This window comes from Pseudosulfitobacter pseudonitzschiae, assembly GCF_900129395.1.
GTDB lineage: Bacteria > Pseudomonadota > Alphaproteobacteria > Rhodobacterales > Rhodobacteraceae > Pseudosulfitobacter > Pseudosulfitobacter pseudonitzschiae.
The window spans coordinates 69,232-93,657 of sequence record NZ_FQVP01000010.1 but is presented as its reverse complement, the minus strand read 5'-3'; the positions used below and the strand labels follow the sequence as shown (position 1 = coordinate 93,657).

The following is a 24,426-nucleotide window of genomic DNA, read 5'->3' as shown; positions in this document are numbered from 1 at the left end:
TTCTACGTCCACTATCCGAAAGCCATAGCCTCATGAAACGAAGAAAATTCGTCCTTGCAGCCGGGGCTGTCGGGGCTTTGGGCAGTCAACCGGTTTCAGCTCATGTAGTGCTGCCAAAGTATGATTTGCCGCCGGAGTACCTGCCTCAAATAGTAAGCATCCCAGGAGGCGCTGATCCCTACGAAATTCATGTTTTCCCAAGCCAGTTTGCCCTGTTCTGGACCCAACCTGATAACACTGCAATTCGCTATACCGTTGGGATCGGTCGCCCGGGTCTTTATGAGGCAGGCGAATTCTATGTGGGGGCAAAGAAGGAATGGCCCAGCTGGACACCGACCCCGGGCATGTTGCGTCGTGAGCCTCAGAAATATGGGCCGTTTCGGAATGGAATGCCTGGCGGTCTGAGCAACCCTCTAGGTGCGCGGGCCCTCTACCTCTTTCAACCCGGTCGCGGCGATACCTTTTTGCGTGTGCATGGCACAAATGACCCAAGCACTATCGGCCGTGCAGTCTCAAACGGGTGCGCCAGATTGGTGAACGATCAGATTGTCCAATTTTATGATAAAGTCCCGCTGGACACGCGTGTGATCCTGTATCCCGCAACTTAGAACAATGCCTTGGCGAGATCAGCGTGTTTTTGATAGCTTTTCAGCAGAAGATTTCCTAGGGAAGATAACTCAATCACCCCGGATCTCTCTCAATCCTAGGAAGGATTCAAGATGTTATTAGCGCGACGCGGCCTGTCGAAAATTGTTCTTGCAACAGTATTAGCAGCATTTCCTGTTACTACTGTGGCAGCACAAGAGCTCAATGAAGCAGATATCAAGCGTCTCGCACTTGAAGCGATCTTGGAAAAACCCGAAATTCTGATCGAAGCGCTTTCAATCCTTCAGGAACGTGAAAATGTAGCGCTCGCCGAAGCGCAGACTGATGCCCTGTCTGAGTTGCGCGATGATTTCGAACAGAATGCTCCGATCTTCGGGAACTTGGATGGCAGCGTCACGCTAGTCGAATTTTTTGATTATAACTGCGGATATTGCCGCCGCGCGGCACCTGAGGTCAAAGCGGTACTGGAGGCAAGCAAGGATGTCCGCATTATTTATCGTGAATTCCCAATCCTAGGGCCCGGTTCCGAAGTTGCGGCGCGCGCGTCACTTGCCTCGAGAAATCAAGGTAAATATCAGCAGTTTCACGAGGCAATGATGGCATTGAACGCGCAAGCCGTTGAAGCAAGCGTTATGAAAATTGCAGGCGATGTGGGGCTCGATCTCGAAATTTTGAAAACAGATATGCAATCTGATTTAGTGAGTGATCACATTGCTGCCTCTCTGCGTTTCGCAGAAGCTTTGGGTATAACTGGAACGCCGACGTTCGTATTGGGTGAGGAAATAATCCCCGGTGTGATCGAGCGCGGCACACTTCTTGAAAAGATAGCAGAACTCGTCCCCGAGTGAAAGGGGCGACGATTATGAGATCGGACCTTATAGCCCTTGATCTTCCACCCGCTGGAACCCCTATCTCCGAAGTTATCTGGAGCAAGAGGTCTCACTATGGAAAACGAAAAGTCATTAACCTTCGGCGGCTATATGATCGAAGGCCACGTCCCGGTCGCCGACATTCGCCGTCTGTTGGATGAGCGCCCAAACGCTGTTGGCCTCGAAGTCCCCGGTGTGCCTTACGGATCGCCAGGGCATGGGCCAGAATCGGAACGTGAGGCCTATGTTGTACATTTGGTCAATCGAGAGGGGACCACGGAGCCGTTCACAAACTACGAGGCAGCCTGAACTCGAGACGGTGACAATGAAGGGCGGTTGAGGTCAGAGGTTTTTGAACTGACCTAGGCATTAAGGGTTGTCCATACGTAAGTTGCGAAAACACATGCCCGTGCGGGATCAATATTTTTCTTGAACCTCTAGTAACTTTAAGAGTTAAGGCATCGATAACGGTCGGCCCTATGGAGCAAGTCGTCTGTAACACCTTGACTCCTTCCTAGGCAAAAACGTTCGGGATATGGGTTGGATCGCCGCCCATAGCGTGAAAGGAACCAGAAAGATGCTGACAAGACGACATTTCATCCAGACGACCGCTGCACTTTTCTCCGCGTCTATCTCAAGTCCGCTCCTCGCTGACACCTGGCCCACCGAGGCGGAAAAGGCTGCCTGGGATGCACAGGTTACACCGCCGGGCTATAACCCAGCCACATCAAACCCGTGGGGCCTGCACCCGCGCTTTCTGCCGCAGCGGGTTGTAGCTAAAGATGGGCTTGTGGCCGGTGACATCCATGTGGATGCCGTGGCGCGCTATCTTTACCATATCGAGGAAGGCGGCACTGCGATGCGCTACGGCGTCGCGATCGCTCGCGGCAAACTTTATGAGCCGGGTGTCTACACGATCAAGCGCAAGGTCAGGTGGCCGCATTGGCAGCCAACACAGAACATGATTGACCGCGACCCGGAGCTCTACGCCGACATCGTTGACGGTATGGAACCCGGACCTGAGAACGCGCTCGGGTCACGGGCGCTTTATCTCTATGTCGGGGACCGAGACACCTATCTGCGCATCCACGGTACTCCACAGCCGCGAAGCATCGGCGGCCGAGCAAGTTCCGGTTGCGTCCGGATGGTCATGGCGCACATAAACGATCTGTATCCGAATGTGGAGATTGGCTCGACGGCGTTCCTATATTCGGCCGAGGACAGCGTGACTCCGCAGAGTTGACCCAAGGCGCGTCGTCAGTCCGAAGCTCGAACGTGCCAATCAGGATTGGCGCGCGACGCAGATGGGATTGCCGCCCGCCGATCGCAACGGGACCAAGGTCGTTTCCACCGGCCCACTATGCTCATACCAATAGCAATTATCTTCGGGACGTAGCCGTGCCGCGTTGAGATCTTGGTCGGGTGCAGCGAGGGCTGCGACAGACTCTGGAATATTCCCGATCCTGAATGGATCGTTGTCTTCCTTCGGAGGCACCGCACAGCCAGCCAGGGCCAATGTTGCAACCATGATCACCGCATATTTTTGAAGCATATCTATCTCACTCTTTGGCAGGTCAGCCGCGTCTTCAGACTTAGCGGCGCGTTTCAAGGTTCCGCAGGTCGGTGTCCTTATTTGACCAAGTTTTGGTTTTAGCTCTTGAAGCTCTAGTTACTGTAGGGGCTATCTCAATGTGGAATGAACGAATCCCGAGGTCAATCCCATGTCTTCCAATGGCCAACGCCACGACCACAAGCACAGCTCTGACTGCAGTCACGATCATGGTGATGATCACAAACATGCGAGCGGAGTTTCCCACTCTAATGGAGAAGGTGCTGCGTGCTGCGGTGCTGGAGCCAACACGGGACCGGCACAACCCATCCCGTCGAATGGACGAAGTTTTCAAGTCTCCGGTCTGGATTGTGCCGAAGAGGTGGCGATTCTGAACAGGGTTGTCGGTCCAAAAGTTGGCGGAACCGAGCATCTTGCGTTCGACGTCATCAACGGACGGATGACCATCCTCGACAGCGCCGAGAGGATACCAGACGACGAAGTCACGCAGTTGGTCGCGACGACCGGCATGAGCGCGAAGCCGTGGGATGCCGACAACGCAGCAGAGGACCAGGCGGCGCATCTGGCACGTCAGAAGCGCTTCACCTCGTTGAGCGGCGGCTTCTGGGCAGCGGGATTCCTTTTCCACATTGTCGAGACCGGCATGGGCGGCGCGCTCGGGCTCTTTGCGGGGCATGGCGAGGTGCCGATGCCTATGGCGGAAGCAGGGCTCTTCGCCGTCGCAATTCTTTTTGGCGTCTGGCTTGTCGCGCCCAAGGCCTGGTCTTCGGCGCGAAGGCTTAGCCCCGACATGAACTTGCTCATGGTGGTGGCCGTAGCGGGCGCCATCGGCCTCGGCGAGTTCTTCGAGGCCGCGACGGTCGCCTTCTTCTTCTCGCTCTCGCTTTTTCTGGAGAGCTGGAGCGTGGGGCGGGCGCGTAATGCGGTTTCCGCGCTCCTCGATCTGGCGCCGCCAACGGCGCGGGTTCTTTACGACGACGGATCGGAAGCCGACGTTCCGGCCGCTGCCGTGGCAGTCAATGCAAGGTTTATCGTGCGCGGCGGCGACCGGATCCCCCTCGACGGTGAGGTCGTGGACGGGGCAGGGGCCGTCGATCAGGCCCCGATTACTGGGGAAAGCGCACTGGTACCAAAGGAACCCGGCGACGAGGTCTATGCCGGCACGATCAACGGCGAGGGCACACTGACGGTGCGGGCGACGAAGGCCGCCTCGGACACGGTGCTCGCAAAGATCATCCGAATGGTGGGCGATGCTCATGCCCGCCGAGCGCCGGTCGAGCAGTGGGTCGCGAAGTTCGCACGCATTTACACACCGATCGTGATGGCGATGGCGATCGCCATCGCGTTGGTTCCACCTCTCCTGTTGGGCGGTGCCTGGAACTACTGGTTCTACAATGCGCTGGTTCTGCTGGTCATCGCCTGCCCCTGTGCCCTTGTCATCTCGACACCGGTCTCCATCGTCGCGGCGCTCACCGCTTCGGCGCGTGCTGGGGTGCTCATCAAGGGAGGCGCCTATGTCGAAGCGCCAGGGCGCACCACGGCACTGGCGATGGACAAGACCGGAACGATCACCATGGGCGAGCCCGAGGTGGCGGCAGTTCACCCACTGGGCGGCACCTCCGCACGCGATCTCATGATGCTGGCAGCAAGTCTAGAGGCGCGGTCCTCGCACCCGCTTGCGCGCGCCATCCTCGCCCGCGCCGAAGCCGATGGTGTTTCTGTGTCTGCCGCAGAGGACACACGCACCGTGCCCGGGCGCGGGCTGGAAGGGCGCGCCGATGGGCGCGCTATCTGGCTCGGCTCGGATCGATTCGCCGAGGAGAAAGGGTTCGGCAATTCCATTCCGTCGGATCTGCGGGAGCGGATCGAAGGGGCAGGGAACACCCTCGTTGCCGTGGGTGACGAGACCGGCGTGACCGGCGTACTAGAGCTTCGCGACCGCATCCGCCCCGATGCCAAGGGAATCGTTGCGCGGCTGCACGCGCAGGGAGTGAAAACGATTGTGATGCTGACAGGCGACAACGAACGCACCGCGCGTGCCGTGGCGGCCGAGGTCGGCATTGACGAGGTGCGCGCCGAGCTCTTGCCAGAAGACAAGGTGACAGCCATCGAAGAACTCGTCGCGAACCACGACATGGTCGCGATGATCGGTGACGGTGTGAACGACGCACCGGCCATGGCGCGGGCGCACTATGCCATCGCCATGGGGGCTGTAGGATCGGACGCGGCCATCGAGACGGCCGATATCGCGCTGATGACCGACGATATCGGCAAAGTGCCGTGGCTCATCGGCCACTCTCGCCGGACAATGACAATCATCCACCAGAATATCGGCATATCGTTGGCGACCAAGGCGCTGTTCGTCGGGCTGACCGCGTTTGGCATGGCCTCGATGTGGGGCGCCATCGCAGCGGATGTGGGCGTATCCCTGTTGGTGGTCGCCAATGCGCTGCGGCTTTTGAACGGCCATCGGATCAAGGACGGGCCTTCGGGCGGTGAACCGGTGGGCGAGCAAATAGCGAAGGAAGCACTGGCGCACGGTCATTGATCCGACGTCTTCGGTAGAGTAACGTCTGTTATCAAGCAGACCTCGCAAAAAGGGGCGTCGAGCAGTGACAAACACCAAATTTCCGCGGCGTGCCTTTCTGATGGGCGGATTGGTTGCCTTTCTATCAGGCTGTGCCAGCAAGTTCCGGTCGTACAACGGACCCGAAGTGACCCGGCTGCGCATGTATAAGGCACAGCGGTTTCTGGTTCTGGACGGAACGGATGACGTCTTGCGGACCTATCCCATCGGATTAGGCTTCGCGCCCGAAGGTCACAAGCAGTTCGAGGGGGATGGCCGTACGCCGGAGGGCTCCTACGTGATTGATCGGCGCAACCCGGACAGCCTTTTTCACCTCTCCATCGGCATCTCATATCCCAACGCCGCAGACATCGCTTTGGCGCAGGCTGAAGGAAAGTCGCCCGGTGGCGACATTTTCATCCACGGCGGACCGCGCAAGGGGATCGACCCAATAAATGTCCGCGACTGGACGGCAGGCTGCATCGCCGTCACTGACCGCCAGATCGAGGAAATCTATGCCATGGTCAGGGACGGGACGCCGATCGACATTTACGCCTAAGGATCAGGTGAAGCGGCGCCGCATCGCGACGTTGATCGCCTCAATGGCGATGACCATGACGACGACGGCAACCGTGACGCTGGCCGCCTTGTCATACTGGAAAGAGCGCACGTAGGTCTGGATGTAAAAGCCGATCCCGCCCGCGCCGACAATCCCGAGGATCAGCGACTCGCGCAGGTTCAGTTCGAACCGAAAGATCGTGTCGCGGGCGACGACCGGTGCCATCTGCGGCCAGATCGCATGTCTGAGCCGCACGAGCGGTCCAGCGCCCGCGCTTTCCAGTGCGGCGATAGGCGCGCGGGACACGCCGTCGATCGCCTCGGCATAGAATTTGGCGAGCATCCCCGTCGCATGAAACGCGACCGCGATGATGCCGGGCAGCGGCCCGAGCCCGACAGCGCCCACCATGAGCATGGCCACCAGGATCAGCGGAATCGCCCTGATGAAAGCAAGCAGCGTTCGAACCGGCCGAAAAACTGCACGCGCTACCATCGTCTCGGACGCCAGAATGCCGAGTGGGATTGACAGGATCACCGCGCCGAGAGTGCCGAGGATCGCGATCCTCAGCGTTTCCGCGCTGCCCTTCTTGATCTCGGCCATCACCGTCGGGTCAGGCGGAAACATCCGACCAAGAAAATCGGCGATCCGCGGACCGGCGGACATGAGACGCGACAACTCGACGTTGGCCGTGGCGAAGGACCACAGGATCGCGCCGGCGATCAGGGCGCTTGTCGCGTACCCGCCGAATTCGCGAAACCGCATCAGGACACCGCCCGGAGGCCGGTACCGGGCATTGGTTCTGTCTCCCTGTAGAGATCCGCTGTTGCAGCCTCGTTCAACTCGGGGGTCGGCACGTCAAAGACGATCCGCCCGCCGCGAATGCCGATGATACGCTGCGCGAAACGCCGCGCCAGGTCAGGCTGGTGCGAGGAAAACAGCGCCGTCGCTCCGCGCGCCCGCGCCGCCCCGGTCAGCAGCGAGAGGATTTCGCCGGCGCGGGCGGGGTCGAGACTGCTCACCGGCTCATCGGCGAGGATCAGACGCGGTTCCTGGGCCAGACAGCGCGCGATGGCCACACGCTGCCGCTGACCGCCGCTGAGACTGTCGACCCGGCGCCCGGCGAGATCACCAATGCCGCAATCGGCAAGGGCTGCGCGCGCAATCTCCAGATCATGCGCGGTTGGTGATCCCAGCAGGGCCCGTAGGGGGGGCATGCGTCCCAGGCGACCATTGAGGACGTTGCGCAGAACCGTGGAGCGTTCGACCAACGCAAACTCCTGAAACACGAAACCGCTATCCGGACGGCGCACACGCGGCGGCGGCTGGTCGGGATCGAGCGGTGCCCCCAGAACCGATACCCGCCCGCTCCAGCCCCGGAGCCGGCCGTCGAGCAGTGCCAGCAGGGTCGTTTTCCCTGCCCCGGATGGGCCCAGCAAAGCGACGCTTTCACCCGCCGGAATCGTAAGCGAAACCCGTTCCAGCGCCGGGAGGTCCGTTCCCGGATGGGTAAAGCTCAGGTCGTCGATTTGGGCGGCAATGCTCATTCCAACAGCCCGTATCGGCGCGCCATGTCGCGCACGCCGTCGTAGGCGGCGGAGTCGGACCTGACATAGCCGTCCGGGCCGTAGAGATAGCGCAGCTTTTTGCGGTTCTCTGGTGCGTTGAGCCGCAGCATCGCGTCGATGAACCGGTCCTGAAGGCCGGCGTCGAGCCCCGGGCGTGCGATCACGAGGTGACTCGGGATTGGCTCGCTTTCCACGATCCAGGTTACTTCTGCCTGCTGCCGCGGCGTCAGAAGCAGATCGGCGTATTGGCTGGCGCCTGCGGCATCGACCAGACCCTCGGCCATCGCTTGCATCGCCTGCTGGTAGCCGCCCGCGAAGAAGACGCGGCCGAAGAACGCATCCGCCGCGGTGGGGCCTTCGATCAGCCCGGCCTTAACGAATTCGGCGAGCGGATAGAGATAGCCCGATTCCGAGATTGGATCAGCGAAGGCAATGTTACGCCCGCGCAGGTCGGCGAGCGAGCCGATGCCGCTGTCGCGGCGCACGAAGATGCGGCCCGTGTAACTCGGCGCGTCGCGGTAGACCTCGGACAGAAGCGGCACGGCACCGATCTCGGCCTCGGCCAGAACGAAGGGCAGGGCGCCCATGAAGGAAATATCTGCATCGCCGTTTCTCAGAGCCTCGACCGCGGCGGCGTGGTCGATGGTGACGAACCCTTCGACGGGGACGCCGACCTCACTGGTCAGCCAGCCGGTGATGGCCTCGATATCGCCCAGCAGCTTTTCCGGGTTCTCTTGCGGGATGAAGGCTAGCCGCAACCTGACGTCCTGCGCGGCGAGCGGGGTCGCCAGAGACATAGCGCTCGCGCTGGCCAGAAGCAGGGCCGTTCTGCGGTTCACGTGCATCGCCATCAGAAGGCCCTCGCTTCGATTGTATCGGCCTCGGTCTGGAACGCGCTCCAGCTTGCTTCGGCGGCTGCCCAGTCGCCGTCACGCACGGCGGTGCCGACCTCGGCCAGCTTCTCGGCCAGCGCGTAGACGTCAGGCCGTGCGGCGAGGTTCGACATGGTGCTGGCGTCAGCCGACAGGTCCGCAGCCACGGTGTCGGTCAAGAGCAAGATGTGCCGCACATCGCGCCGCGGCAGCAGCGTGTCGATTGTCGAGGCGAAGGTCGTCAGTTCGGCGAATGCCAGTCCGAAGGCGGTGTTCTCGGCATCGAAAGCTTCATAGGGCTCGTCCGCCGCGCCCACGGTCTGCAGATAGGCGGTCAGATCAGTTCGTTCCGCTTCGGTCAGCCCGAGCGTCTTCGTCTCGTCGAACCAGTCTACGACAGCCGCCAGGGTCGGCAGCGATCCGTCATGGAAATAGGGCGCGGTATAGGCGGTGCCGAGCAGGGTGGGGGTGTCCAGCGCACCAGCACGGGCGCCTTCATAGGCCGGCGCAACGGAGCCGATGTCGTGCGCCTGTCGGTCCAGGAAGTTGGCGTCCGGCATATGGCAACTGGCACAGGAGCGGTCGCCGAGTCCCGCGAAGGGCGTGTTGAAGATCGCTTCGCCGCGTTGCGCGGCCTCTGGGGCCGACTCGGTCAGTTGGCCGTCCGGTGTCAGCATGGAGTTGGGTAGGAAGTCGAACTCGAGCATGTAGGCGACCAGCGCGTCCATCATGAAAGGCGTCGGCTCCGCGCCGCCGAACTCGTTGACGACAACGTTGCGGGTGAAGTCGCGCAGGGAGGCAAAACGACCGTCGCGGCCATAGGGCCCGGTGAAACGCAAGCCGCGAAGGCTCGGGATGTCGAGCGGGTCGCTACGCCGGTCGTTGAAGATTGGGTTGAAAAAGGCGCCGTCGACGTCGATCGCGCCCGGCTGGTGACTGGCACCCGGAATGAACAGCCGTTGGTTGACGTCCGAACGGTTGTGACAGGTCGAGCAGGCGAGACCGAGATCGCGCGCCGGGCTTCCGAAGATTTGCGCGCTGTCGAACAGCATGTCGCCGTAGGCCACGAGCGGCAGATCGGTCTCGTCAATGCCCTGTTCCTCGAAATTGAGAACAAGCCGAGGCAACGGATCCTGGTCGAATATGTCGGAGCCGGGCGGCAGGCTTGGCGGCACCTCGATGGCGCGACCGCTGAGTATCGCAGTTTCCGGCAAGGCGCTCAGTGTCTGGCGAGGAGCAAAATCGGCAATGAGGTAGTTCTCCGCAATGTAACCGGAGATGACCCTGCGCGCGGCTGCCATCGTGTCGCGGTCAGCGGATGTGACGCCCGCGCCCAGGACCCCTGCGGAACCCGTACTGCTGTTCAACTCCAGCCAGGCAAGGCCGATCTGCCGCGCAACATCAGGCTCGGCGGTGGCGATACCGTCCGCAAACGCGCGATAGAGTTCCCGAGCTGTCCGCACGGCCTGCTGCGCATGCGCCGGGTCTTCGGCCGCAACAGCCCGGTTCAGTTCCTCTTCGATCCTGAGCGCTATGAGCCGCGTCGCCTCTGCAAAGACCGCCTGCCGGTCTTCATGCGTGATCGCGTTCAGAAGCTGGGCAGCGTCAATGTCGCTTTCGCGATCCAGCCACGCCAGGGCACCGATGGAGAATTCCGAACCCCGGTAGGGTTCCCTCCAGGCGGTCTCAATATCATCCCAGGGCAACGGCTCGAGATTTCCAAGAAAGAGCGTCAGCCGGTAGGCCCCCGCCTCGGGAAGCCAGGGGGTCTCCTTAGCAGGTGTTGCGGCCGCAGGTCCGGACAGGACGAGCACACTGGCCAACGTGGCGAGCAGCACTCCCAGGAAATTTCGTATCACCATAACCTCCAGAGACAAAAGTTAGACATGGCTAACTTATCTACCCTCAGCAAACAAGTTGTCAATCCCGCTGTTTCGCTGCAAAGTCCCAAGTATGACAAAGCTGCAATCACATGGGCGTGAACCGTTTGAAACTGTCGACAGAGCTCCCGAAGCACAGGCCGAGGGGTTTGCGACCGTGCGTCAGGCGCATGAGAGCGAAATGGCGGAGGACTACGTCGAGTTGATCGCGGAACTCATCGAGACGCGCGGAGAGGCCAGACCGGTCGAGATTGCAGAACGACTTGGCGTGAAACCGCCAACCGTGACGAAGAACATTTCGCGGCTCAAGGCCGCTGGCCTTGTTCGGAGGGAGCCATACCGCGCGATATTCCTCACCGATTCTGGCCAGGAGCTGGCGGAGGCCTGTCGACAGCGCCACCGGATCGTCGTTGCGTTTCTTTGCAGCCTCGGGATCGACGAAGAAACCGCGGAACGCGATGCGGAAGGGATCGAGCATCACGTCAGCAAAACAACGCTGGAGGCTTTCGGACAAGCGCTGAAGCAATCCTGGAGGCATGAATAGCGCCTCAGCGGGCTCTCGCGATAGTGATGAGGTCACAACGACCAGGGAAGCGAGGCCAGCGGTCAAAGTCCGGGACGAGGCTTGTATGCTGACTCCGAACTCTGGCGCTAAAAGCCGATTGGGTCTTTAGTACCCAGGTAAGCCGGAGGTGGTGCGTACCTAATCCTCTCTTTACGACTGACTGCTGGCCGAAGTTTCCGGTCGTTGGGACATGCCGTGGGCGCTACCCTGAATTTTTGTCGATCGTTCAGAGCGCGTAGACGATCGTCACCAGCGTGATCATGACAATCGAGAACATGGCGAATGCGCCCAGAGCTAGTGTTCGGCCCATGTCGCGATTTGGCTTTTTCACTTTCAGACGCAACTCCGCGGCGGTTTCCGGAAACTCGAGCGCCGCCGCATTCGAACCCCGCATCAACTCGTATCGGGTGTTCCATCGGCGCACTTCCGCCGCGTTCCAGCCGTTCAGCACAAGGATAATTGCCGCAATCAAAACCATCGAGGACGGGACCCAGATTGTGTAGCCACCGATCGTCTCGTCAGCCAAGGCGCTAAGTCCGCTACTGTTCCTTGCCGTTTGGTAGGACGCATAGAGACCTACCTCTTTTAGCGTCGTGAGGGCGCCCAGAAAAATATTCGAAACGATCACTACAAAACCGGATATCAGCCGCGCCCCTCGCCGCGCACCATCAGGCGGATCCCTAGGGTCGAACAGCATGCCGAAATACCAGATCCCTGCCAACACCATCGACAGGTGCGCGAGCATCTCGATCGCCGCAACGCGCTGCGCAAGTCCGTAAAGGACAGGAACCTGCCAAACGTATAGCGCGGCAACAAGCAAGGCAGTGGCGATCGCGGGATGCGCCATGAACCGCACGATGCCACGATTGCCAAGCGCATTGAGGTGCCGTCGCCATTCTCTTGCCAGACCAGCTTGCAGTATGCGCCATGGTTGGGACACCGCGAAAAGCAGCGGTCCGGCAAGGCGGAGAAGAAGATGCTCCACCTGGTGCAGGGAGAAGAGACTGTGTCCCAACGGGGCCAGGGGCACGTTCGTGGCGACGAGGAGGCAGGCAATGCCGGTGAAGAACTGAACCTGTCGCCAGACAGTAATCCTTCCGAGAATGCGAGAGGATCCCGCGAGGCCGCGCATGTAGAGCCATGCGGCCAATCCGACGGAAACAAACGACACCGGTGAAATCGCATAGCCAAACGGATCGTAGTGGATGAGATACGTGATCATTGGCTCCTATCCTCTTTCGTACTCGAGCTGTCCTCTGATTTGGGTGACAGTCGAGATGTTCCTGCGGCGCCACCGCGGGCCAAGGACAGATCCGTGCTCATCATTATGTATTCACCCTGCATCCACTTCGGAAAGAGGTTTTCGTAGAACCTTGAGAGAGGGTGCCCGGACTGACCGGCGGGCGTGATGAAATAGGAACCGCTTTCGTCCGAAAGCGACATGACCGCCTGAAGGTTGGTGCCCGCATCGGAGACAAATGGCCGATCATCGTCAGATGCAAATACTGTCGACATCAGAGTAAAGGGATCGCCCGGCGTTGGTGCTTCGAGAGACAACAAGTCGCTCACCATCCCGCCCGGTCTGATCGGCGACCACTGCATGTTCAAAGTATGCGCCTCACCCCAGGACCAGTCGGAGGGATCGGATCCGTAGCGGTCGACCAGCCAGCCGAGGGCATCATCCAGAGCCGCTCGAACCTGATCTTCGCAGGTTTCTGTGCGTGCGGAAGGGCGGATGTCGCACCAGACTTCGCTCCTGTCGCGACCGGAAAGGACCGCGTAAAGGAAATCGGGATTCGGTCTGGTCCAAACCTCTTTCGCCGCCGGAAATTCGTCCTGAAGAATGCGTCGTTGCAAAGCACTGACCCATGCCCAGAACACGAGCGGCTCCTGTGAATAGCGATCCATGTCGCCATTCCATTGCGCAAGCTTGTCCAGTATTTCGTTGCGAAGCCTTTCGGTGCGGGTCTCTTCGATGCCGCTTGCGGACCTCACGAACCAAAGCTCTTTTGCCATCAGAGGAAGAAGGGCGCGTGCGGCTGCGCTGACAGTGTCGCGTTGAACCGTAATCGCGCCCTCGACCGAGAATATCAGCTGTCGATCATCAAGCACAGCCAAACGGGCGTCTCGAAACGATGCAGGGCGCTCGATCTCCCTTTCGGGCCAGCGGGCCAAGGTTTCACGGTCGATCGCTAGAACCTCCATTCCGGCCGATAACATTTCGGAGGTTCCGCTAAGGGCGTTGTTCGCATCGGTTGACCTCGCGAGACGGTCAAGCATCATCAGATAATCGCCAGCACCCCTGCCTGTAGGAGCTTCTGGCTCTCTGACGGCATTTTGGGAAGTTGATCGAAACGCCCATGCGACGCGCTCGTTGCGGCCGATGACAACGAACGGCACGCCCGGCAACGTGGCGCCAATCGCGGCCCCTGTCGGAAGCTGAAGATCCGCCAGGTACCATTCAGAGGGGAGCGACAAAGGGCCAACGATGTCCGCGGCGAGAATTGGTGCCCCTGTGGCCGTTCGGTCACCGGACAGCGCCCAAGCATTGAGGCTGACTTCGGGCGGGGTCGCAAACAACTCGGGTGTGGCGGGGCGATCTGACGGGACCCGCAAATCTGACGAGACTGACAATTCTTGCCGGCTCTTGGGTCGAAGATCGCTCAAAAATGCATGGGCTATTCTGAGGCTATCGACAGGTCTCCAGGCCGCTATCATTCTCTCGTCAGCGATCAACAGTTCGGGTGAGCCCCTGCCGCGCCCGCCTTCGGAAACCAGCCCAAGCCACGCGTTGACACCGGCGGCGTATGCTTCGAGCGCATCGGATGTCGAAGAGTCAATTTCGGTCGTCGGCTCCAGTGGCAACAGGTCTTTCGTTGCACGCCTTGCCCTCAACAACTGACCGAGCCTGTCTTGCGCGTGAACGAAGCCGATGGCGAAATAGACATCCTCGGCGGACCCCGCCGTGATGTGCGGTAAGGCTGAAGAATCCCGCAGGATATCGACCGGGCTATCTATGCCTGCAACGCTGAAGTCCTCGTCATAGTCGGGAACGGAGGCACGCAGCAGAAAGTAGACGGTACCGGAAACGGCCAATCCCGCTGCGCAGGCCGCCAGGAAAGTGTAAAGCAATATGTTGAACAGTCGTTTCAATTCGTTGCCGATGCTGAAGCATTTTCAGGAAAGGATGCGCAAGAGGATCACCGATGCGAAAAAGGCGAGGAGGCCGAAGGCAATGCCGAAGCTTGTCGCATATTGAAGCATATCCAGGCGGTTTCCTTTCCGCCGCCGCGCCAGATAGCCACCCCAGATCGCACCTCCGACAAAGCCCGCGAGTACCAGCATCACCATTCCTCCATTCTTGAATGCTCCGCATCGAGACGTCGTCGGATCAAGCCGAAAGAATAGACCAGGCTCCAAGACGCAACGATAAGCACCAGTATTGTCCAGTCGCCGAAACGTGCGTAGGGCGTGGGAGCGCGCGCGCCGGGCAGGCTGGCGTCAATGACGCCTGTTTCCCCGGTATCGAGACGCGCGACGACATCTCCATTGGCGTCGATGATCGCGGATATCCCGGTGTTGGCCGCGCGGACCACGGGAAGACCTTCTTCGACCGCGCGCATGCGCGCGGCCGCGAGGTGCTGCTCGGGCCCGATGCTGGTTCCGAACCAGGCATCGTTGGTGGCATTGAATATCCAGTCGGGGCGGAAAAGATCATCGACCACGTGGCCCGGAAAGATTATCTCGTAGCAGATCGCGACCGCGACCAGCGGCGTACCCGGGAGCGCGAGCGTGCGTGGTCCCGGTCCGGGCGTGAAATCGCCCAATCCCTCGGTCAGCCGTGCGAAAGGCAGCCAGCCCCGGAAGGGAACGTATTCCCCGAACGGCACGAGATGATGCTTTGCATATCCGGTCAGTATTTCCCCGCTGCTGTCATAGGCCTGGACCGTATTGAAATAGCGGGTACCCGCATCGCTCTCCACTCGATCGGGCACTCCCGTCAGAAGCAGCGTACCTTCGGGCAGAGAACCGGTGATCCGGGCACGGGCTGCCGCGTCCTCGTCGAGAAAACCGGGAAAGGCCGTCTCCGGCCAAAGCAGAAGATCGACGTTGCCGGGACGAGATGAGAGGTCGAGGTAGAGCTCAAGGGTCGCGTCCCGGTTTCCGGGCGCCCATTTCTCCCGTTGCGGCACGTTGCCTTGCACGATGCGCAGGTCGACGCGAGGCAAGGGTGCCTCTGATCCAAGGCGGAACGTACCGGCACCCCAGAGTCCTATGATGGCCATCGCGCACAACACCAGAACGGCTGACCGTTGACGTGGCACGGCGGAATACGCAGCTCCCGGCATGACGCCGACAAGGACGGTGAGAAAGCTCAACCCGTAGCTTCCGACCCAGGCTGCCGGCTGTCGCAGCGCGGCGTGATCGACCAGAGCATAAGCGGCCAAGTTCCACGGAAAACCTGTCAGGACATGACCTCGCAACCATTCCGTCGCCACCCAGCAGGTTGCGAGAAGCAGACTTGCGGCAATGCTCCCGAGGGGTCTGCGCTGCGCGATGACGGCATAGAGCGCCGCAGCCATGGCCGGGAAAATGGCTAGGCCCGCTGACAACCCCGCGACGGCCGGGATCGCCAGCGCGGCGAAACGTTCGGCATCGACGTAAAAACTCTCGGCGATCCAAGAGATTCCGAACCCGAACTGGCCAATTCCGAAGACCCAGCCGATGAAGAAAGCGTGCGCTGTGGAAACCTGTCGGAGTATGAGAAAGAGCGCCGAGAAGGCAACCGGAACGGCGATGAGCCATGAGAACGGCGGAAGGGCTAAAACCGTCAAACCGCCCGCCACAAAACTAATTCCGGAACGCAGAGGAATGTAATAGCCCCAGACAGACATGTGCGCCAAACCCGTCATCATGTGCCATTCTGAAACTTGGCGCTCAACCAAGGAGCTATGAGCAGTAGGCCCACCCCGCCGACCACGAAAACATCCGCCATGTTGAAGGCGGGCCAATGCGTGGATCCGGCGTAGAAATCGAGGAAGTCCGTAACACCCCGAAACCGGATGCGGTCGAGGACGTTGCCAAGCGCGCCACCGATAATCGCACCATAGGCGATAGCCTCAACCGGGCTGGCAGTGCGCACCAACATGACCGTCAACCAGCCACAGACAGCGAGGGCCAACACTGTAAGGCTCCACCATGGCGCTCCACCAAGTAGTCCGAATGTCACGCCATCGTTGCGCAGGTAGATGAGATTGAAACCGGGAAAGACCGGAATTCCGGCGCTCAAATCTGCCGCATTGGCGACAACAATTGCCTTCGTTGCCTGATCGACCAGAAAGGCAATCAGAGCCGCAAGCAGACCGATCAAGAGAGACCTTCTCATTAGTTCATCCCAGCCAGACGTCGAGGAACAGCATAATCACAAGACCGACCGCGAGGCCGAGCGTCGCCTTGTTCTGATGGCCGGAACGATGGGTTTCGGGAATGATCTCGTGGCTGATGACGTAGAGCATCGCACCTGCCGCGAAGGCGAGACCCCAAGGGAGGAGTGGCTGCGAAAGACTGATGATGCCCGCACCGAGAAGTCCGCCGACGGGCTCTACGAGGCCGGTCAGGGCGGCGATACCCCATGCGCGAAACCTGGAATAGCCTTCGCCAAGCAACGAGACCGCAACCGCCAGACCTTCCGGGGCGTTTTGCAGTCCGATACCGATCGCAAGCGGCAACCCACCCGAGAATCCGTCAGCCCCGAACCCGACGCCAACGGCAAGCCCTTCGGGGAAATTGTGGATGGTAATCGCGATGATGAAGAGCCAGACGCGACGCAGAGAGGCTGCATCGGGGCCCTCGCGTCCGGACTTGAAATGCTCGTGCGGTAGCTTTTCGTTCATCAAAGCAACCGCGCCCATACCGAGCAGGATCGCAAGGCAAACAATGGCTGCGGGGGCGGCAGCATTCTCGAACTGCCCTTCGGCCGCGTCGAGGGCCGGGATTATCAGCGAGAAGAACGAGGCCGCGAGCATGACACCCGCCGCGAAGCCAAGCAGCAGATCGCGCGCGGCCCGGGACGGGATGCGCCCGAAGAGCACGGGTACCGCGCCGACCGCGGTAAGCGATCCGGCTGCCAGGCTTCCAAGAAAGCCAAGCGCTATTGGGGAGAGGGGTTCCAATTGCTAAAGTCTTGCAGCGAGTTCAGTCAGGAACCGGGGTAGCTGGTGTAGACCCCGGTCGACCCGTCTGCGCGGATCAAGAAGACATCGTAAGCTTCACGGTCGTCCTCCGGTCCCATGCCGGGCGAGCCGTAGGGCATTCCCGGCACCGCCAGGCCCACCGCGTCTGGCCGGTCCTCCAGCAGGCGTTGGATGTCTGCGGCCGGTACGTGACCCTCGATCATGTAGCCATCGACCAGAGCCGTATGGCAGGACACCATGCGCTGAGGCACCCCATTGTCGAGCTTGAAGCGCACAAGAGATCCTCCGAACATGTCCTCGCCCGTCGGCGCGAAGCCGTTCTCCTCGAGGTGCTTCATCCAGGACAGGCAACAGCCGCAGCCGTTTGTCTTCCGGACATCGATCGGGATCGCCTTTGCGACGGCTTGTGCCGCAGGAAGCAACGCCAATACGATGGCAAGAGCGGGAGCGTACTTTTTCATGGGTCAAAGCCTTTCGGTTGTCGTTTGCGCAAAATCACTGGCGAGCCTCTCAGCCAGAAGCGAGCGTGCCTCAGTCAGTCGCTTAATCGCGACCGTGTCGTCCGCTTCACGCTCAGCCGCCTCTGCCAATCGGTCGTCCGAGAGGGGATCGGTCGGGCGACCATTCAACAGAACTTCATAATGCAGATTTGGGCCGGTCGCGGTGCCGGTTGCACCGACGCGACCGATCATGTCTCCGGCCATCACGCGCTGCCCTTGTTCGAGTGTGTCCGGCACCTCGCTGAGATGTGCGTATCGTGTCAGGGTGTCGGACCCATGCGCTATCTCCACCACCCGGCCATATCCACCACGACGTCCGATGAAGCTCACGCGTCCTGGCGCCGTTGCATTTACCGGCGTACCGCGGGCCGCAGCAAAGTCGACGCCGGTGTGCATGCGCACATTCCCATAGACCGGGTGTGTGCGACGGCCAAAGACGGAACTCAGCCGCGCTCCTTCCACCGGTTGGGCAAAGACACGCAGGACCTCTCCATCAACATAGATCGTCGCTTTACCGCTGCCATCATCCGGCCAGACGATCTCGTAGACCGTTTCACCAAGATTCAGTGCGGCAAAGGCAAGTTCGGGCTGACCGATCCTCTCGTTTCCGTCGCGCGCTTCGCGCCAAAGAAGACGCATCGTCTCGCCACCGGAAAGTTCGCGTCGAAAATCCACTGTGCCGCCCAGCATCTGCGCCATGTCGACCGCAAAGCGAGCAGGGATGCCCGCCTTGTCCAAAGCCGCGAAGACAGAGCTTTCGATCACTGCCTCGCCCGCGAACGTCACCATTTCAGGGTCTGGCTCCAACACGCGTGTGACAAGTTCTTGACCAAAGACCGTTTCAATCCGCACCCCATCGTCAACTGACAGTTGCACGCGGCTCGGATTTCCGTCCACCTTTGAGATCACAGTGATCTCATGGCCCGGGCGCAATCGGCGCAAGTCATATTCTGCACCAAGCGCGAGCGCGATTTCGGCACGCACAGGCGCAGCGATACCCGCGTTCGCCAGGAGCGCATCCAGCGTCTCGCCCGCCGCGATCTCACGCGACCAGGTGATCAAAGGCGGTTCAATCTCGGGCAAGGCGGTTTCAGTGAAGGCAGGCTGCACGAGAGGGGTAGGTCGAATTGAGCGTGCCACGTCGATCTGTATTGCTGTGGGCAGCGACACAACACTGTCGGCAAGTCGTGGTGCCGAGAGCGGATCGGGGGTCCAAAGCGTCGCTTTCGCAATCGCCAGGGGCACCGGCTCTTTGGACAGCATCCCAGAGATCGCGATGGCAGTAACCGAACATGTGCCTGCGATGGCCACGCTCGCCAAAACAATTCTAATCTTCATGTTGCCCCCTCTACGTCTTCTGTCAGTGCACGCCGGATCTTCGGCACTGCGAATTCTCTTGGCTCGTGATAGTCGATCATGGTGACAAGTTCACCCTTGGCATCGAACAGGAATACGCCTGCCGTATGGTTCATTGTATAGTCGCCGCCTTCGGTTGGGACGCGCTCATACGAGGCACGAAATCCTTCTGCAACGCGGGCAACCTGGTTTGCCGGCCCAGTCCAGCCGCGAATAGCCGGATGAAAATAGCCGACATATTCGGCCATGGCCTCGACCGTGTCCCGCTCCGGATCGACTGTGATGAAGACCACGTTCATCTGCGCGGCTTCGTCTCCGAGATCTTCAAGCCAGCCTGAGATATCCGATAACGTCGTGGGGCAGACATCCGGGCAGTAGGTGAACCCGAAAAACACCATGGTCGGGCGTCCGATCAGGGTGTCCGGGCCTACTTCATTGCCTTCATGATCGGTCAGACGGAAATCCATCGCCGATAGGGGTAGTGGCCGTTGGCCAGCAGGTTGGGGGGCACCGGGCCCGTCGACGCGCCACCAGCCGACCCCGAGCATCAGACCGAGAGCGCCAACACCGGCTGCACCGTATCCAAGCAAATGCCGACGCTGCATCAGCCCTCAGGCCCGCGCGCGGCAATGCCCAGGATCGGGACCTCGACAGTCACTTCGCCACCGTCCGAGAAGGTCAGCGTCAGCGGGAAGGTCTCGCCTTCGATCATCGGGTTTTGCAGCTTCATGAGCATGGCGTGCAGTCCGCCCGGTTCCAATGCCACGCTTTCCCCTGCGTCTATCGTCATCTCGCCAGCAGGCGCCATAGAACTGACGCCGTCGGCGTTGGTTTTCGTCTCATGGATCTGGGGCATCACGGCCAGTGGTGTTGTAAGCCCGGTCAGCGTGACCGCTTCGTTACCCGTGTTTCGCACGGTCAAATAGGCAGCGCCCGGTCGGTTGACGCCGATCGAGGCGCGGGACCACGCGTTCTCGACGACCACATCCCCCGAGTCGGCAAATGCCGGGGCCGACAGGCCCGAGAGTAGTAAAATAAAGGCCAACCCCTTGGTGTATGGTGGCTTTTTCATGATGAATTCTCCTGTATCTGGCCGAGCGTCAACTTTGGCTGGCCGCAACTTCCGCCGCCACTAGTCGCCGCAGTTCGGCCTCACCGAACGGGTCTAATGGCTTGGAGTTGACGAAGAACGTGGGCGTTTGTCGTACGCCAACCGCTTCGACATCAGCGCGGTCCTGATTGAGTACCGCCACGACACCGGGGGACAGCATCTGTGTCCGGGCAGCTTCGACATCCAGACCACCGCTTGCGGCAATCTCAAGGATCAAACCCGGTGCCGGAGTGCCATGGGACGCCCATCGGGGCTGCTCGCGCAGGACCGCTTCCAGCACGGGTTCGAACACATCCTGCATCCGCGCAGCTTCGAGAACACGGATCGCTTCTACCGACGCGTCCCCGTGAAACGCGGTGTATCGAATGACGACACGGACCGCATCACCGTGCTCAGCCATGATCTCTTTGACCACGGGATAGAAGGCGCGGCAGGCCTCGCAAGCTGGATCGAAAAACTCGACAATCGTGACAGGTGCCGTTTCGGGGCCGAGGATCGGGGAATAAGGCCGGATCAGCACATCGTTCACTTCGGGCGCGACAGGGACTGCCTCTGCCATGGGTTGGGGGCGGGTGGCATACCAGGCCGCGCCGCCAAAACCTGCGGCACCAACAGCCAGAACGGATAGAATGAGGCCGCGTCGATTCATGTTTGCTTTTCCTTCAGTGAAAGGGCTGACAGCATCCCGATCATCGTGAAGGCGGCAAGCGCCATCAGCGGAATCGGAATGCCGAAGACCACCTGGTTGTCGTCGGTACAAGAGGGGCCGGTCGCCGTGCAGGGCTGGATCGCCTCGGGGATCACCCCGACATAGAGGCCGATGTGATACAACGCTACTGCCGCCCCCCCAAGCGCCAGCGCAACGCCATAGCGCCCCACGCGGGGATCCTGCCACCACAGCCCGAGCCCAAGAACGATAGCCAGGGGGAACATGAAGGCGCGCTGGAACCAGCAAAGAACGCAAGGCGTTTGACCAAGAACCTCGCCAATGAAGAGCACGGCAAGCGATGCGATAAGCGCAATGATCCAAGCAAGAACAAGGGCCGTTTCTCCGGACAGTCGGGTCATGACGATCAGATCCTCTCTCTCAGATCGACGAGGATCTCTTCGGCGGGCGTGCCATAGGGCCAAGAGTCCGCGAAGCCTGCCTGCGTGTCGAAAAGGAAAAGGTGCGACGTGTGACCCATCGTGTATCCACCCGGCGCAGTGGCCTCCTCGATCCGCTCAAAGAAAATTGGGAAGGTCTCGGATGTTGCGGCGATCTGCTCCGGCGTGCCGGTCAGCCCGATGATCCCTGCGTCGAACAGGGGCACATACTCGGCAAGTGCCATCGGCGTATCCCGCTCCGGATCAATCGTTATGAAAACCGGCTGGACCTTTGCCGCCTCGTCGCCCAAGCCCTCCATCACGGCCGCGACTTCGGACAGTGTTGTCGGACATACGTCGGGGCAATTGGTGAAGCCGAAGAAGACCAACATCCAGCGACCTTTGAAATCTTCCTCCGTTTGGACCATGCCGCGATGATCGGTCATTTCGAAATCAGCGAAAAACGGTGGCTCATCCTCGGCTCGGGCAAGGTCGGCACGGTAGTCGGACCATAGCAACAGCCAGACGAAAACGAACGCTGCCACGCCCGCAAACACCCACAATACCTTTTGAAGACCTGAAAGCCTCACGCCGCTCCGCCCGAAATTGATTCTATGTTTTGTGTGTGGTTACATCCTCTAGCTACTGTAGGTTCAAGCATGATTCTGCATCTGCGACAGCGCGTCACGCACCTGTGAAGTCAATGTTCACTATTCAGCGCTTCAAAACCTGCCAACACTCGGTTTTTCCCTATTTCGTCTGACGCTAAGGGTGGCCATCAAGGGAAGCTCCGAGCAGATTCCACTAAGTCAGATGCTTGAGGAAAACGGTCCCGCAGACATTAAGCTGCCAATCAGATGCACTGCAAGCATGGGTCATTTTCAAAGTTATCAGTTCAAAATAATGCTTGAACCTACAGCTACTGTAGGAGCTAGAAACGTTGCGAATCATTGATGGGGTCCTGCTCACGGCATGCAAGCACGAAATACTTCAACCCGCTTGGTTTTCCGCCCGCTTTCACCCCATTTGCGATCCACCGAAGCGCAATGGGATACTCGAAGATCATGCTGAATTCAGCCGATGCGGGAACTTTGTCCGGCTAGGATGCAGAAGCGCTACTCAGGGAGATAGAAAAATGACGCCTGAAATCGGACAATTCGCACTGATCTTGGCGCTTGCTGTCGCGATGGTCCAAAGCATCCTGCCGATTGTCGGGGCAAGCACTGGGCGCATGCTTTGGATGGAAAGCGCCAAAACGACTGCCGCGCTTCAGGTGACGTTGGTTGCCATAGCGTTCGGCGCACTCATGCGATCTTTTGTTGTCAGTGACTTCACAGTCCGCAACGTAGTGGAGAATTCCCACTCGCTGAAGCCGATGCTCTTCAAGGTTGCGGGCACCTGGGGCAGCCACGAAGGGTCTCTACTTCTATGGACTCTTATTCTCGTTATTTTCGGGGCTGGGGTCGCGCTGCTGGGCAGAAACATTCCGACGGGTCTCAAGGCACGAACGTTGTCCGTTCAAGCCTGGATCAGCGTCGGCTTCCTGAGCTTCATGCTTTTCACGTCCAATCCGTTTGATCGGGTTTTCCCGCCGCCTCTAGATGGCACGGATCTCAACCCGCTTCTGCAGGACATCGGGTTGGCGATGCATCCCCCACTCTTATATTTCGGGTATGTCGGCTTCTCTATCGTATTTTCCTTCGCAGTCGCGGCTCTGATAGAGGGTCGGGTGGATCCTGCGTGGGCACGTTGGGTGCGGCCCTGGACATTGACGGCCTGGATCAGCCTCACTGCAGGGATCGCCCTCGGCTCTTGGTGGGCTTACTACGAACTTGGCTGGGGCGGCTGGTGGTTTTGGGATCCGGTTGAAAACGCATCCTTCATGCCATGGCTTCTGGGCACTGCACTTCTGCACTCCGCTATTGTCACGGAAAAGCGGGATACGTTCAAAAGTTGGACTATACTTCTGGCGATCCTGACCTTTTCACTGTCACTTCTGGGGACATTTATCGTCCGGTCCGGCATTTTGACATCTGTTCACGCGTTTGCGGTTGACCCTGCGCGCGGCGTGTACATTCTCGGCCTTCTTGGTGTGACAATTGTGGGATCTCTGACGCTCTACGCATGGCGCGCGCCTCAGCTTGGATCGGGTGGCGTCTTTCGGCCAATCAGCCGCGAGGCTGGGCTTTTGCTCAACAACCTTCTGCTTGCGACCGCAGCAGCGACGGTTCTTTTTGGAACACTCTATCCATTGTTTGTGGAAGCGGTGACTGAAGAAAAAATATCGGTTGGTCCACCATATTTCAACGCGACGTTTATTCCGTTCATGCTGCCCCTCGTCATCATCATGGGAGTTGGCCCGTTCCTTTCCTGGAAACGCGCTGATCTGCCCGGAATCTGGCAGCGGCTGCGTTGGGTTTTTGGTGTCGCGATTGGTGTTGCAGGGATCGTTTGGTACTTTCAAACAGACGGGCCACTGCTTGCTGTGGTCTCAATAGGGATTGCCGCCTGGGTTTTTGTTGCGACGTTGCGCGAATGGGCAATGCGCATCAAGCTCTTTGATCTACCGCTTTCTCAGTCTCTGCGTCGCGCGCGCAACCTGCCGCGCGCTGCGCACGGTATGACCCTCGCGCATCTTGGCGTTGCAATGCTTGTGCTTGGGTTCGTAGGTTCAACTGCCTGGAAGGAAGAACGTGTGCTATTCGCAAGACCGGGGACGACCGTGGAAATTGCCGGTTTTGAGGTGATATTCGACGGCGTCGAACAGTTGCGTGGTCCAAACTACATCGCACAACAAGGCCAGCTTCGCGTCTTGAAAGATGGGAGTGAGATTGCGAAGCTGCATCCGGAGCGCAGAAGTTATCCGGTCGCGGGCACTTCCACAACCGAATCTGCAATCCGATCAACCCTCGTCGGAGATCTCTACGTCACCATCAGTGAGCCCGCGGCCGATACGGCGTCGGGCGAATGGAATTTGCGCATTCTCTACGAGCCACTGGTCAACTGGATATGGATCGGAGCCACGATGCTGGTGCTTGGCGGGTCCCTTTCGCTATCGGATCGCAGATTGCGGGTGGGTGCGCCGTCGCCAAAGAGCCAGTCGTCTGCGCTTCAGCCGGCGGAATGA

25 protein-coding genes and 1 pseudogene are annotated in these 24,426 nt (G+C 59.9%); 8 read left to right on the top strand and 18 right to left on the bottom strand.

Annotation, left to right across the window (positions count from 1 at the left end; genetic code table 11):
• Positions 1-32: 32 nt before the first annotated feature.
• The 4 genes and pseudogenes from BUC08_RS21085 to BUC08_RS21070 all read left to right on the top strand — a co-directional run bounded on the left by BUC08_RS21085 (position 33) and on the right by BUC08_RS21070 (position 2,718).
• Positions 33-608: a L,D-transpeptidase gene (locus tag BUC08_RS21085; protein ID WP_073194504.1), complete on the top strand. Its 576-nt coding sequence runs from the start codon at positions 33-35 to the stop codon at positions 606-608.
• A gap of 111 nt (positions 609-719) precedes the next feature.
• The gene (locus BUC08_RS21080; protein WP_224769602.1) at positions 720-1,454 is read left to right on the top strand and encodes a DsbA family protein; all 735 of its coding nucleotides are present in this window, start codon (positions 720-722) and stop codon (positions 1,452-1,454) included.
• A 126-nt stretch (positions 1,455-1,580) separates the two neighbouring features.
• A pseudogene (locus tag BUC08_RS21075) lies at positions 1,581-1,784 on the top strand (DUF411 domain-containing protein); the annotation flags it as partial.
• A 268-nt stretch (positions 1,785-2,052) separates the two neighbouring features.
• Positions 2,053-2,718 (top strand): L,D-transpeptidase, encoded by a 666-nt coding sequence (locus BUC08_RS21070; RefSeq protein WP_037929568.1) that lies wholly within the window; start codon positions 2,053-2,055, stop codon positions 2,716-2,718.
• A 39-nt stretch (positions 2,719-2,757) separates the two neighbouring features.
• On the opposite strand, the gene BUC08_RS21065 is transcribed toward BUC08_RS21070, so the two are convergent.
• Positions 2,758-3,027 (bottom strand): hypothetical protein, encoded by a 270-nt coding sequence (locus BUC08_RS21065; RefSeq protein ID WP_073194501.1) that lies wholly within the window; start codon positions 3,025-3,027, stop codon positions 2,758-2,760.
• Between the two features lie 169 nt (positions 3,028-3,196).
• Between BUC08_RS21065 and BUC08_RS21055 the strand changes: the two genes are divergently transcribed.
• Together BUC08_RS21055 and BUC08_RS21050 are read left to right on the top strand one after the other, a co-directional pair.
• On the top strand, positions 3,197-5,593 hold the full coding sequence (locus BUC08_RS21055; protein WP_224769601.1) for a heavy metal translocating P-type ATPase: 2,397 nt from the start codon (positions 3,197-3,199) through the stop codon (positions 5,591-5,593).
• Positions 5,594-5,693: 100 nt separating this feature from the next.
• On the top strand, positions 5,694-6,170 hold the full coding sequence (locus tag BUC08_RS21050) for a L,D-transpeptidase family protein (RefSeq protein ID WP_037929730.1): 477 nt from the start codon (positions 5,694-5,696) through the stop codon (positions 6,168-6,170).
• Between the two features lie 3 nt (positions 6,171-6,173).
• On the opposite strand, the gene phnE is transcribed toward BUC08_RS21050, so the two are convergent.
• From phnE to BUC08_RS21030, 4 genes are read right to left on the bottom strand one after another with little or no spacing between them, the layout of a single operon-like run.
• A complete protein-coding gene (phnE, locus tag BUC08_RS21045) occupies positions 6,174-6,932 on the bottom strand; it encodes a phosphonate ABC transporter, permease protein PhnE (protein WP_037929575.1) in 759 nt (252 codons plus the stop codon).
• Positions 6,932-7,714, bottom strand: a complete 783-nt coding sequence (locus tag BUC08_RS21040; RefSeq protein WP_037929578.1) for a phosphonate ABC transporter ATP-binding protein — start codon at positions 7,712-7,714, stop codon at positions 6,932-6,934. Before BUC08_RS21040 ends, phnE begins: the two co-directional genes overlap by 1 nt.
• On the bottom strand, positions 7,711-8,586 hold the full coding sequence (locus BUC08_RS21035; protein ID WP_037929580.1) for a phosphate/phosphite/phosphonate ABC transporter substrate-binding protein: 876 nt from the start codon (positions 8,584-8,586) through the stop codon (positions 7,711-7,713). The genes BUC08_RS21040 and BUC08_RS21035 overlap by 4 nt, the downstream gene beginning before the upstream one ends.
• Positions 8,586-10,469: a cytochrome c peroxidase gene (locus tag BUC08_RS21030; protein WP_073194496.1), complete on the bottom strand. Its 1,884-nt coding sequence runs from the start codon at positions 10,467-10,469 to the stop codon at positions 8,586-8,588. Before BUC08_RS21030 ends, BUC08_RS21035 begins: the two co-directional genes overlap by 1 nt.
• A gap of 91 nt (positions 10,470-10,560) precedes the next feature.
• On the opposite strand from BUC08_RS21030, the gene mntR reads away from it, so the two are divergent.
• Positions 10,561-11,031, top strand: coding sequence for a manganese-binding transcriptional regulator MntR (gene mntR / locus BUC08_RS21025; protein WP_037929582.1), 471 nt, complete (start codon positions 10,561-10,563; stop codon positions 11,029-11,031).
• A gap of 247 nt (positions 11,032-11,278) precedes the next feature.
• On the opposite strand, the gene BUC08_RS21020 is transcribed toward mntR, so the two are convergent.
• From BUC08_RS21020 to BUC08_RS20965, 13 genes are read right to left on the bottom strand one after another with little or no spacing between them, the layout of a single operon-like run.
• Positions 11,279-12,274 (bottom strand): cytochrome c oxidase assembly protein, encoded by a 996-nt coding sequence (locus tag BUC08_RS21020; protein WP_037929585.1) that lies wholly within the window; start codon positions 12,272-12,274, stop codon positions 11,279-11,281.
• Entirely contained in the window at positions 12,271-14,205 is a 1,935-nt protein-coding gene (locus BUC08_RS21015; RefSeq protein ID WP_037929588.1) for a penicillin acylase family protein, read from the bottom strand. The genes BUC08_RS21020 and BUC08_RS21015 overlap by 4 nt, the downstream gene beginning before the upstream one ends.
• A 24-nt stretch (positions 14,206-14,229) precedes the next feature.
• A complete protein-coding gene (locus BUC08_RS24865) occupies positions 14,230-14,397 on the bottom strand; it encodes a hypothetical protein (protein WP_037929736.1) in 168 nt (55 codons plus the stop codon).
• Positions 14,397-15,968 (bottom strand): apolipoprotein N-acyltransferase, encoded by a 1,572-nt coding sequence (gene lnt / locus BUC08_RS21010; protein ID WP_051694602.1) that lies wholly within the window; start codon positions 15,966-15,968, stop codon positions 14,397-14,399. The genes BUC08_RS24865 and lnt overlap by 1 nt, the downstream gene beginning before the upstream one ends.
• Entirely contained in the window at positions 15,965-16,438 is a 474-nt protein-coding gene (lspA, locus tag BUC08_RS21005; protein WP_037929591.1) for a signal peptidase II, read from the bottom strand. Before lspA ends, lnt begins: the two co-directional genes overlap by 4 nt.
• Before the next feature lie 4 nt (positions 16,439-16,442).
• Positions 16,443-17,225, bottom strand: a complete 783-nt coding sequence (locus BUC08_RS21000) for a ZIP family metal transporter (protein ID WP_037929594.1) — start codon at positions 17,223-17,225, stop codon at positions 16,443-16,445.
• A gap of 26 nt (positions 17,226-17,251) precedes the next feature.
• Positions 17,252-17,707 carry a DUF411 domain-containing protein gene (locus BUC08_RS20995; protein WP_037929597.1) on the bottom strand — a complete coding sequence of 152 codons (456 nt, stop codon included), beginning with the start codon at positions 17,705-17,707 and terminating at the stop codon, positions 17,252-17,254.
• Between the two features lie 3 nt (positions 17,708-17,710).
• Entirely contained in the window at positions 17,711-19,084 is a 1,374-nt protein-coding gene (locus BUC08_RS20990; RefSeq protein ID WP_037929600.1) for a M23 family metallopeptidase, read from the bottom strand.
• Positions 19,081-19,707, bottom strand: coding sequence for an SCO family protein (locus BUC08_RS20985; protein ID WP_037929602.1), 627 nt, complete (start codon positions 19,705-19,707; stop codon positions 19,081-19,083). Before BUC08_RS20985 ends, BUC08_RS20990 begins: the two co-directional genes overlap by 4 nt.
• Complete coding sequence (locus BUC08_RS20980; protein WP_037929605.1) at positions 19,707-20,174, bottom strand: copper chaperone PCu(A)C; 468 nt, start codon at positions 20,172-20,174, stop codon at positions 19,707-19,709. Before BUC08_RS20980 ends, BUC08_RS20985 begins: the two co-directional genes overlap by 1 nt.
• Positions 20,175-20,202: 28 nt before the next feature.
• Positions 20,203-20,862, bottom strand: coding sequence for a DsbA family protein (locus BUC08_RS20975; RefSeq protein ID WP_037929608.1), 660 nt, complete (start codon positions 20,860-20,862; stop codon positions 20,203-20,205).
• Positions 20,859-21,281 (bottom strand): disulfide bond formation protein B, encoded by a 423-nt coding sequence (locus tag BUC08_RS20970; protein WP_037929611.1) that lies wholly within the window; start codon positions 21,279-21,281, stop codon positions 20,859-20,861. Before BUC08_RS20970 ends, BUC08_RS20975 begins: the two co-directional genes overlap by 4 nt.
• A 5-nt stretch (positions 21,282-21,286) precedes the next feature.
• Complete coding sequence (locus BUC08_RS20965; RefSeq protein WP_224769609.1) at positions 21,287-21,862, bottom strand: SCO family protein; 576 nt, start codon at positions 21,860-21,862, stop codon at positions 21,287-21,289.
• Positions 21,863-22,434: 572 nt separating this feature from the next.
• Between BUC08_RS20965 and BUC08_RS20960 the strand changes: the two genes are divergently transcribed.
• Positions 22,435-24,426 carry a heme lyase CcmF/NrfE family subunit gene (locus BUC08_RS20960; RefSeq protein ID WP_037929622.1) on the top strand — a complete coding sequence of 664 codons (1,992 nt, stop codon included), beginning with the start codon at positions 22,435-22,437 and terminating at the stop codon, positions 24,424-24,426.